Below are 11,658 nucleotides of genomic sequence, written 5' to 3' on the forward strand. Positions count from 1 at the left end.
ACATGCGTTATCGCTGCTGCAATTTATTAGAGTCCGCAAAAAAAAGCCTCAGGATTTCTATACTGGCATTATCGGCAACAGGTATTGCCCAAAAAAGCCCTGCGCAGCAAACGCTGTTCAACCTGCTCCCTGCAGAGCAAACCGGCATTACTTTTAGGAACGACCTTAAGGAAGACGAAAAACTCAACGTACTATCGTACGAGTACCTGTACAACGGCGGCAGCGTTGCCGTGGGCGATATCAACAACGATGGGCTGCAGGACCTCTTCTTCACCAGCAATATGGGGCAAAACAAGCTGTACCTAAACCTGGGCGGCTTAAAATTTAAAGATATTACAAGCGATGCCGCATCGGGCTTATCCGGCCGCAGCGGTGCCTGGAAAACCGGCGCAACCATGGCCGATGTAAACGGCGATGGCCTGCTTGATATTTATGTATGCTACTCGGGCACGGGCGACCCCGAATTACGCCGCAATCAGCTCTTCATTAACAAGGGCAAAAACAAATTCGTAGAAAAAGCAAAAGAATACGGGCTCGATGATCCCGGCTACAGTACCCAGGCCGTATTTTTCGATTACAATAACGATGGCAAGCCGGATATGTTCCTGCTGAACCACAACGTCAAAAAAATAAACAACATCGAGCTGGCCCAGATAAAAAGCCAGACCGACGAACTGGCCAGCAACAAGCTCTTCGAAAACCAGGGCGGCCATTTCGTAGATGTATCCAAAAAAGCAGGCATCATACAAAACCCGCTAACCTTTGGGCTGGGTATAGCCATAGCCGATATCAACAAAGACGGGCTACCTGATATTTACGTAACCAACGACTACAACGAACCCGATTATATATACATCAACAAAGGCGACGGCACCTTTAGCGAAGACTCGAAAAAGATGCTGAGGCACATGTCGCAATTTTCGATGGGGGTTGATATTGCCGATATCAACAACGATGGCCTGCCGGATATACTGACGCTGGATATGCTGCCGCCCGATAACCGCAGGCAAAAACTCCTGCAATTGCAGGAGAATTACGAAACCTTCGAACTGATGCTGGGCCAGGGCCTGTACAAACAGTACATGCGCAATATGCTGCAACTAAACAACGGCGACGGCACTTTCAGCGAGATTGGCCAATTGGCCGGCCTCTCTAACACCGACTGGAGCTGGTGCCCCCTTATTGCCGATTTCGACAACGATGGTTATAAGGATATCTTCATATCCAACGGCTACTTGCGCGATTATACCAACAAAGATTTCCTGCGCTACTGGGGCGATTACAAAATGAAAAAAGCGATGGACAGGGAGCCCGCCCTGCTGATGGACCTGGTACAAGCTATGCCCTCTACCGCCCTATCCAACTACATATTCAAAAACAACGGCAACCTTGGTTTCACCGATAAGAAGCAGGATTGGGGCATTAATAACCCCGGCATATCCAGCGGCGCGGTGTATGCCGATCTGGATAACGATGGCGATTTGGATATCATCACCAACAACATCAACAACGTCGCCTCTGTTTTTAAGAACACCAGCCGCGAAGCCGCAAACACCAATTACCTGGCAGTTAGCCTCAATACCCAATTGGGCAAAATAATCACCACCGGGGCTAAAGTATATGTGTACACCGCCAAAAGCACGCAATACCAGGAGCTTAACTCCAACCGCGGCTATCTTTCCTGCGTATCTACCGTGTTGAATTTTGGCTTGGGCGATGCGCAGACCATCGATTCAGTAAAGGTTATCTGGCCCGATAAAAGCGTGCAAGTGCTCACTGGCGTAAAGGCAAACCAAAGGCTGAATTTAGCTTATGCAGATGCCAAAAAGCCCGGCAATGTTGCTGTATCATCAACACCGAAACAGGTGTTCACCAAGGTAAAAACGCCGGTAGATTATACCCATACCGAAAACACCATCAACGATTTCAAGCGTCAGCCCCTGATGTTGTTTATGGCATCTAAAACAGGGCCGGTAATAGCGCGTGCAGATGTGAACAAAGACGGGCTGGAAGATATGTTCATTGCCGGCGATCAGTCCAGCCCCGGCAAACTATGCCTGCAAACCAAAACAGGCTGGACAGTAAAGGATATAGCCGATTTGAATGCCGAAAACACCTCCGCGGTGGTTTTTTTTGATGCCAACGGCGATGGCTTCCCCGACCTATATCTGGCAAAAGGCGGCTACGCCCTGCTGGAACCCAACAGCAACGAGCTGCAGGATAAACTGTATCTTAACGATGGCAAAGGCAACTTCAGCTTTAATAGTGCCGCCTTGCCCCTGCTTATTGCCAGCAGCAAGAGTTGCGTTCGACCTTACGATTACAACAATGATGGCAAAATCGACTTATTCATAGGTGGCCGCATCGTACCCGGCCAATACCCCGTTGCGCCGCAAAGCTACCTGCTTACCAATAACGGCGATGGTACCTTCGCCAATACGCCTACCCCTTTCGGCACCGTAGGTATGGTTACCGATGCGCAATGGGCAGATTTGGATGGCGATGGCCGCAAGGATCTGGTGATTTGCGGCGAGTTTATGCCGATAACCATTTACCTCAATACCAAAGCGGGCTTCATAGATAAAACAGCGGATTATTTCGGCAAACCCCAGGGAGGCTTCTGGAACGACCTCACCATCACCGATGTAGATGGCGATGGCAAACCCGATATTGTAGCGGGCAACCTGGGCGCAAACACCCAGGTACACGCCGATAGCAGCCAGCCCGCCGAGATGTATTACGCCGATTTCGATAACAACGGCTCGATAGACCCCTTCCTTAACTTTTATGTGCAGGGCGTAAGCTACCCCTTTGTGAGCCGCGACGAACTGAACGACCAGATATTCCCCATGCGCCGCAGGTTCCGCTCCTACAAGGCCTATTGCGATGCTACCATGAAGGATGTGTTCACCCCCGACGAACTGGCAAAAGCCAAAAAGCTAAGTGTTGAGAACGTAAATACCACTTGTTTCTTAAACCGTAACGGTAAGTTCGTGGCGGTGGAACTGCCTATCCAGGCGCAGTTCTCATCCGTATCGCAGATACTCAGCGGCGATTTTAACCACGACGGCAAAGCCGACCTGCTGCTATTTGGCAACCATACCGATAACCGCCTTAAGCTGGGTAGTTTTGATGCCAACTACGGCGTGCTGTTAACCGGCGACGGCAAAGGCGGCTTTACCTACCAAACACAAGCGGCATCGGGCCTTAGCGTTGATGGCGACGTAAAATCGGCCACTGAAATAACCGTTAGCGGCCTTAAATACCTGGTGCTTGGCGTATCGGGCCAACCTTTACAATTTTACAAGGAAAACTAATGATTAAAAGAATACTCATACTGGCTTTGGCCATCATCATCAGCCAGTTTAGCCACGCGCAACAGGCCAAAACGCCCCTGCCCGACTACCTCGCGCTGGATAAAGCCATCAATTCGGTATCGGCGGTAATGATACATGACGTGGTGAACCCGCCCGCCGCCGCCCGCTATTACAATTATTTTATGATGGGTGCTTATAACCTGGTGGCCCTGAATAATAAAGAGATAGTCCCCATTGGTAACTTTATCAAAAGCTACAAGATAGATAATACCATCAGCCTGCCCGCCGGGAGTTACGATTACCGCATAGCCGCGGTGTACAGTATTTTAGAACTCGGCAAGCAGATGCTACCGTCGGGTTTTATGCTGCAGGACGATGAGGACAAATACATCGAGTTGCTGAAGAAGAACAGCATCAGCGAAGYGGTAATCAAATCATCGGTATCGGCAGCGGTAGAGATGACCAACAAAGTGATTGCTTTTAGCCGTGGTGATAACTATAACCGCCTGAGCGGCAAACTGCGCTACACGCCCGTAAAAGGCGGCAAAAACTGGTACCCTACCCCACCCATGTATATGGAAGCCGTAGAACCAAACTGGAAAACCGTTAGGCCGATGATGATTGATTCATCCAAACAATTCATGCCGGCCCGGCCAACGCCTTTCAGCACCGATAGCACCAGCGAATTTTACCGGCAGGCCTACGAGGTGTACAAGGTATCGCAGCACCCCGGCGGAGAGCAAATCAACATCGCATCGTTTTGGGATTGTAATCCCTTTGCGGTAACCACATCGGGCCATATGGCCATCGGCTTTAAAAAGATAAGTCCGGGCGGGCACTGGATGAATATAGCGGGTATCGCGGTAAAAAAGGCCAACCTTAGCTTCGATGCCTCGGTGCAGGTGTTAGCTTTAGAAGGCATCACCCTAATGGATGCCTTTATCAGCTGCTGGGACGAGAAATACCGCAGCAACGGCATACGCCCCGAAACCTACATCAACCGCTATATCGATGTAAAATGGATGCCCTTTTTGCAAACGCCCCCCTTCCCCGAGTACCCGAGCGGCCACGCGGTATTGTCGAACGCATCAGCAACCCTATTATCTTACCTGCTGGGCGACCATTTCGAATACACCGACGATTCGGAGATGCCGTACGGCGTGGGCCCGCGCAGCTTCAAATCATTCATACAAGCCGCCGAGGAAGCCTCACTATCGCGATTTTACGGCGGCATACATTTTAAAGATGCTATCGAAAACGGCAACACCCAGGGAAGACAGGTTGGGGCTGATATCGTAAAGAAGTTAAAGGCAGCGCAGGTAAAACCACTGTTGAGCAATTAGCAATATAGCCTGTAGTTGTTAGAAAATTCGCCCACCAAGGGCATCCATACCCCTCTCTTACACGTAGTTGTAATTATACACGTGTTTTATGAAAACGAGGGGTTGGGCTTTAACGGTATGTTTCCTATTTACGCTGTTCATCAGCCTTAACTCGTTCACTAACAAGCAGCATAATCCTGTAACCAAAGCTACAGGGGCCGACCTTTTTGCCCGGTACTGCAGCCTTTGCCACATGCAGCCCGATGTGCAGAGCCTCACCAAAGATATCTGGAAAAACCACGTGCTGCCCATTATGGCCAGCCGCATGGGCATCATCTACCCCGGTTACGACCCATTGCGCGGTCTTAGCGGCGAGGAAAAAGACATCATAGCCAAACACGACATTATCCCGGCAACGCCCATCATCAGCAAAGCAGATTGGGACAAACTGGAAAACTACATCGTAAGCACCGCGCCCGATACCATCCTGTACGATGAAAAACGCCTTTCGCGCAATACCCCGCTTACGCAATTTACCCGCAAAAATATCCAGATAGACGAAGAGACGCCATCGCTTATCACCGGGCTAAAATACAATGCCGATACAAAAACGCTTTGGGTAAGCAACGCGCACAACAAAATCATCAACTGGCAATACCAGGCAGGAATCACCAAAAATTATGATGTTGGCGGCACCGTGGTCGATTTCAACTTTTACCAAAACCACACCTACCTTACCGAAATTGGCAAGCTTTACCCCACCGAACTAAGCACGGGGAGCTACACGCAATTGGCTAACGATGCCGAAACGCCCCTGCTTACCAACCTGCACCGCCCCGTACATACCGAAATCGAAGATCTTAACGGCGACGGCATCCCGGAAATTGTGGTGTGCAACTTCGGCAATAAAACGGGCTCGCTTTCGCTGTTCAAAAAGATTAAAGCCGGCGGCACCTATAAAGAAGATGTTTTGTTGCCGATGCCCGGCGCCATCATGTGTTACGTTAAGGATATGAACGGCGACGGCAAGAAGGACATCGTGGCCATGTTTTCGCAGGGCGATGAGAGCGTTTACATATTCTATCAGCAGGATAACCTCAAATTCAAGGCAAAACGGGTGCTGCGTTTCCCGCCCAATTACGGCACCACCGATATGGTACTGACCGATTATAACCACGATGGGCTGACGGACATCGTTACCGTACATGGCGATAACGCCGATTACTCCAACATCCTGAAACCTTACCACGGCATAAGGCTGAACATCAACAAAGGCAAGGATGTGTTCGAAGAAGCATTCTTTTACCCCATATACGGCGTTACCAAAGTACTTGCCGAAGATTTCGACAATGATGGCGATATAGATTTGGCAGCCTCCGCCTTCTTCCCCGATTTCGGCCGGCTGCTTAACGAATCCTTTGTTTACCTGGAAAACACCGACAGCAAAACCTACCACTTCAAATCCTACACGCTAAACAGCGGCCTGCCCGTCAAATCCCTCACCATAGAAAAAGCAGATGTAGACGGCGACGGCGATATGGACATCATTTTAGGCAACTTTGCCCAAACACCGGGTGCCGTACCCCCATCATTAGACCAGCGCTGGAAGAGCGCCCAATACGGCCTTGTCCTTTTAGAAAACCAACTGCACCAGCCCAAGATATAAAAGATTAATTTCGCGCAAAGGCGCAAAGCCGCAAAGTTTTTTTGGTAAAGACTTTGCGAACTTGGCGCCTTTGCGAGAAAAACCTCGGCTCAATTCCCAACCCTAATAAACTGCTCAGCCATGTTCCAGCCGCTAATGCTAATCATTGGCGAGGCTACACCTTTCACCAGGGTATAATCTATGATTACCTTCTTTGTTTCGCCCGGCAAAACCGTAACGTAGTTATCGCTGTAGAAAGCAGGTAGCAGGCGTTGTTTTGTAACCGCATCCACCACTGACAGCCGGTTGAAGAACGCCAGCGGGCCATTATTCGCATTGGTAAGGGTTACCTCTATTTTACCGTTGGACAGATCCTTGGCCCTTACCTGCAAATCGGCTTTATCCATTTTTTGGAGTCCGGAGTAGTCGCCTTTTTCATTGGCTACCCAATAGATATTTTGGCTCAATAAGGTCTTATCCTGCGCCAACAGCTCCAGCACTACGAATGCGCCATCCTCTTTAGCCGCCGCATCGATATTTGTTTTGATAGATAGATATCGCTTAGTGGTAGCCGCCGTAACATCGGCAAATACCTGCGTTATCAGGGTTTCTTTGCCGGCCATATCGTATATTTTGGCCACCAACATCAGGTTGGTCATGGGTTTGAACGTGTTGTTGGCCACCATTACCATGCCATCGGTTGGGTTGTACATAATGTGCAGCGGCGCGCTGCCGTTGTGCAGGCCGTAGAGGCAGGCGTTGGGGTCGAGGTAATAATCGTACATCTGCCCGCGCATGGCCGTCCATGGGTTTTGCGTTTTCCAGATGATGGTGCCGGTGTACCAATCCCACATGTGCGAGCTGAAGCCCTCCATCAGCGCGCGGTACTGGTCGTAATTTACCAGTTGTGCCTTATTGGCAAAATCCTCCGCATCCTTCGGTTTGCCGTATTTGTTGATGAAACCATCGTAACCGATGTACTTATGGTAATCCCAAACCGGGTCGGTTTTGGTTTTGTGGGTATTTTCGTCGTAAACGGGCGGCACCAGGTTCTCTGCCGGGATAAACCTTTTCAACGATTCATAATCGCTTACCCCTACCGAACCTACCTCCGAGTTGAAAGGGAAAGTACGGTCGTTCCAGAATACGGATAGCGGTTGGATGCCGTAAGGCCCATCGCCATTGCCGCCAGCGACATTTCGCGACATATTTTCGGAGTTGGAGTATTCTATAAACCAGCGCGTGTTGTCCAGCGCGGGCATAATCGTGTCCTTTAAGGCCTTTAGGATATCCTCGGGCGGGGTAATTTCATTACCACCGCACCATATGGCCAGCGATGCGTAGTTACGTATCATTTTCACCTGGTCTTTTATAGATGCCAGGTATAGCCCGTGGTCGTCGGGGTATTGGCGGCGGGTCCATTGGTCCTCCAGCTTCATCGGGTCCATCCAACGGCCGTTGCAATCGCCGGAGCCCCACATATCCTGAAAAACCAACATGCCGTATTTATCGCAAGCCTCGTAAAACTCGGGGCGTTCTATCAATGCGCCACCCCAAACTCTTATCAGGTTCAGATTCATATCCCGGTGAAAGCGCACCTCTGCATCGTAGCGGGCATCGCTAAAGCGCAGCATTTCGTCAGATACTATCCAGTTGCCGCCTTTGATAAATACGCGTTGGCCATTTACGTTTATCTGGCGGCTCTCGGTACGGGCGTTCCATTCGGTAGTAAGCTGCCTCACGCCGACGGAAATATGCTGCTGGTCGGATACCTTGTTATCCGCCACAAATTGCAGCTTAAGGTTGTACAAATCCTGCCGACCGTAGCCGTTTGGCCACCACAGCTTTGGGTTAGCCAAGCTGTAATCGTCCAGCTTTATTTCCTGCGTTGCATTCGCTTTTAAGGTTACTTTCTTTGATATCGTTTTACCATTTAATATATATTGCAGCGTGCCGCTAACGGGCGTATTGGTCGCATTTTCCAGTTCGGTGCTTACTTTGATGATGGCTGGTTGCTGAGGGCCTTCGGGCAGGCGGATGCCGGGGACCAGCGTGATTACATGCGGGTTATTTATTTTTACTGCACCCGTAGTTTGAATGGTAACCTTATCCCAAATGCCGGTGTTGCGGTCGCGGATAGGCTGTATCCAATCCCAGCCTGCGGTGTATTGTATGCCTACGTTTTTGGCGATGGTGCCATCACCCCCTTGTCCCCCATTGGCATTGCCCACCACATCGGGCGGGTACACGATTACCGCAAGCCTGTTATTGCCTGTTGCCGTAAGCCACTTGGTAATATTGAAACTGCGGCGCATGAACATGCCTTTGTTAAGTCGGCTATTGAGCTTATGCCCGTTTAGGAATACATCGAAGCTGTAGTTTACCCCCCTGAAGTTGAGGTAAACCTGGTTACCTTTTGCTGTAGTAGCCTGCTTAAAATCCTTAACGAACCAATAGGTGTAATAATCGCGCCCGGTTTTGTAGATATCGGGTATCTGCTCGTTATTCATGCCATAGAATGGGTCGGGCATTTGCTTGTTGGCTACCAAAGTGGTAAGCACGGTGCCGGGTACCGTGGCAGGCAGCCAGGCAGCGATATTATAGTTGACTGAGGATATAGCCGTGCCCTGGTCTTTTGTATTAGCAATAGGGGCGCAACGCCAGCCGGAATTCAATTCATAACTATTTTGCGCTTTTACGGATTTGGTAGCGGCAGCTAAAGTGATTACCAGCGCAGAGATGAATAGTGCCTTGGCAACGGTAAGGGATTTAATCATGTTTTTTTATGTGATGTGGGGATTTCAAAAGCATCGCGCTTTTTGCAGGATATTGTGCCTCGGATGCCGCAATAAACGCCTTTTGCTTAAATGACAACGATTAGCTGCCTATTGCCTACAGGCAAATTGAAATACTTTTTTAACATTTTAATGCACATAATGATATTTAGTGTAACCTGATGCTAAAAATCAGCGTCTTATATGTAAATTAGCGTTTAATATGCCGCTTTTTTAATGTATTAATTAGAAGAATACAGAAAAGCCTGCAATTTAAACCTGAAGAAAATATTTTCTTAATTTAATGGCAATAATGGTGATGATTAAAAGCATGATTATAGTTTTACTATATTTTTTTTTCGTGCTTGTAAGTAATTCCGCTAAAAAGTTGTCCATAGTAAAAAGTGCGGGTACTAATAACGATGGGCAACGATAAATTTATTGAACTGGTTTCGAAACAACTTACAGACGATATAAGTCCGGCGGAAAGCGCCGAGCTTAAGCACCTCATCAGTACCTATCCTGCCTGTAAAAAACAATACGACGAGCTTTGCACCTATTGGGAGCACACGGATACCGAATATACTGACGATGCGACCGCTTTCCAGAAAATACAGGATAAGATAAGCAAGCGCGAAGCTGCCGGCGAAAACAAAGCCGAAGATGAAAACGAGATAGCGCAAATCTTCCCCCTGCCCATCATAAAAAAAAACAATAGCATAACACGTTTTTGGCCCGCAGCTGCTGCTGCAGTAATTTTATTGGCAGGCAGCCTCTATTTTTTAAAAGGACGTACTTCTCAGCACGAACAGGATGGTTCTACTTTGGGCTGGCAGCAAAAAACCACAAAGAAAGGCGCAAAATCCATCATCACACTGCCCGATGGTACCAGCGTTACACTTAACTCAGAAAGTACGCTTAGGTATCCGGCAGTATTTACCGGCCAAACCCGCGAAGTAACCCTGACCGGCGAAGCTTTCTTTGACGTTACTAAAGACCACGAGCATCCCTTCATCATCCATACCGACAAGATGAACGTTAAGGTGCTGGGTACCGCTTTCGATGTAAAATCGTATCCCAATGATGCCGTTAGCGAAACTACGCTAATACGCGGTGCCATAGAAGTTACGCTGAAAGACCGCCCTTCAGACCGTATCATCCTGAAACCAAAGGAAAAACTCATCGTGACGAACGATGCTGCAACCATTAAGAAAACCCAGCGCAAAGGAGCCGTTAACGATACCACCCCGGCTGCGCAATATGTGCTGACATCGCTTAGCTACATCCGCCAGAACGACAGCACTGTATCCGAAACTTCGTGGATAAACAACCGCTTCGCGTTCGACGACGATAACTTCATCACCCTCGCCAAAAAGATGGAACGCTGGTACGGGGTTGATGTGGTATTCAGGAATGAAGCAGCCAAGCAATACCACTTCAGCGGCGTTTTTGAGAACGATACCGTTGCCGATGCACTCATGGCCCTGCAAAGGATAGAGAAATTCCGCTACAAGATAGAGGGGACTACTATTTATATCGACTAAAGGGTTGAGTAGTGAGTGGTTACTTATCCGTTTAATTACTGCTGCTTGCTTACTACCTTTTATTAAACTATTCACTACTCACACCTCACTACTCACCAATTAATAATTCTTGAACGTTTTTTGATACGTCAACGGGCTTTTGCCGGTTATCTGCTTAAAGTATTTATGGAAACTGGCAAAGTTGTAAAAGCCGCTTTGGTAACATATCTCTTTTACATGCAATTTGTCCTCTATCAGCAGTTTGCAGGCGTGGCCAATCCTAATCTCATTGATAAAGCGCGAATAAGTTTTGCGGCTACGCAGCTTAAAGTATTTACAGAACGATTTGGGACTGATATTGGCGATGGCCGAGATCTCATCTAAACTTATTTTTTTGCGGAAGTTGGCTATCGAGTAATTGTAGATATCGTGTATCCTGTCTTTCTCCGGCTCCTGGAAGTTATGGCTGAAGCCAAGCGAGGCTAGTTGCACTACGTCTTTGCATTCGCCAATGGCCAGCAGGGCTTCCATCAACAGGATAATTTTGCGGGCGCCATCGACAGAGAGTATCTTCTCCACCAATTCGCCAATGGCTTGCTGGTTTGCCCCGGTAATTTTGATGCCGCGCTGGGCCAGTTCTATAATGGTGCGGATGCCGATGTTTTCGGGAAGGCTCATGAAGGCTTCGCCCCAAAAATTCTGGTCGAAATGCACTACGCTGATGTCCGCAGCAACAGGGCATTCCTTGTTAAAATACCTATCATCGAACTTCCAGTAATGGGGCAGGTTTGCGCCCAGCAGCACCACATCGCCGCTACCGAAGGTGCTTATATTGTCACCTACGAACTGCGTGCCGTCGCCATTTTTAAAATATACCAGCTCCACTTCGGTATGGTAATGCCAGCGGCTGTTTACGTTGGGCATAGTATCCCTGCGGGCACTGAACGAATGGATAGCGTTCTGCGATAGTTTCAGGAGCTGTGGTTTCATTTATCTGATGAGGGCTTACAAAAAGTATGTACGATAACTGGTTATCTAAAGTAAGCTAATTATACTTTAAACTGAGCAATTTTTTAC

The 11,658-nt window shown here is 48.6% G+C and carries 6 protein-coding genes; 4 read left to right on the forward strand and 2 right to left on the reverse strand.

The features are described 5' to 3' along the window. Positions 1-2: 2 nt before the first annotated feature. The 3 genes from AC1DYT_RS11925 to AC1DYT_RS11935 all read left to right on the forward strand — a co-directional run bounded on the left by AC1DYT_RS11925 (position 3) and on the right by AC1DYT_RS11935 (position 6,305). Positions 3-3,317, forward strand: a complete 3,315-nt coding sequence (locus AC1DYT_RS11925) for a VCBS repeat-containing protein (protein ID WP_477469829.1) — start codon at positions 3-5, stop codon at positions 3,315-3,317. Beyond that, positions 3,317-4,660, forward strand: coding sequence for a vanadium-dependent haloperoxidase (locus AC1DYT_RS11930; RefSeq protein ID WP_477469830.1), 1,344 nt, complete (start codon positions 3,317-3,319; stop codon positions 4,658-4,660). Before AC1DYT_RS11925 ends, AC1DYT_RS11930 begins: the two co-directional genes overlap by 1 nt. Positions 4,661-4,748: 88 nt before the next feature. Beyond that, positions 4,749-6,305, forward strand: coding sequence for an FG-GAP repeat domain-containing protein (locus AC1DYT_RS11935; protein ID WP_477469831.1), 1,557 nt, complete (start codon positions 4,749-4,751; stop codon positions 6,303-6,305). A gap of 89 nt (positions 6,306-6,394) precedes the next feature. Here AC1DYT_RS11935 and AC1DYT_RS11940 read toward each other — a convergent pair whose 3' ends face one another. Continuing rightward, on the reverse strand, positions 6,395-9,061 hold the full coding sequence (locus tag AC1DYT_RS11940) for a glycoside hydrolase family 2 protein (RefSeq protein WP_477469832.1): 2,667 nt from the start codon (positions 9,059-9,061) through the stop codon (positions 6,395-6,397). A 419-nt stretch (positions 9,062-9,480) separates the two neighbouring features. Here AC1DYT_RS11940 and AC1DYT_RS11945 point away from each other — a divergent pair, with 419 nt between their 5' ends. Further along, positions 9,481-10,602, forward strand: a complete 1,122-nt coding sequence (locus AC1DYT_RS11945) for a FecR family protein (protein ID WP_477469833.1) — start codon at positions 9,481-9,483, stop codon at positions 10,600-10,602. 99 nt (positions 10,603-10,701) lie between these two features. Here the strand turns inward: AC1DYT_RS11945 and AC1DYT_RS11950 are convergent, their stop codons facing one another. Beyond that, a complete protein-coding gene (locus AC1DYT_RS11950; protein WP_477469834.1) occupies positions 10,702-11,571 on the reverse strand; it encodes an AraC family transcriptional regulator in 870 nt (289 codons plus the stop codon). Positions 11,572-11,658 lie beyond the last annotated feature (87 nt).

Source organism: Mucilaginibacter sp. P1_D10 (assembly GCF_056406215.1).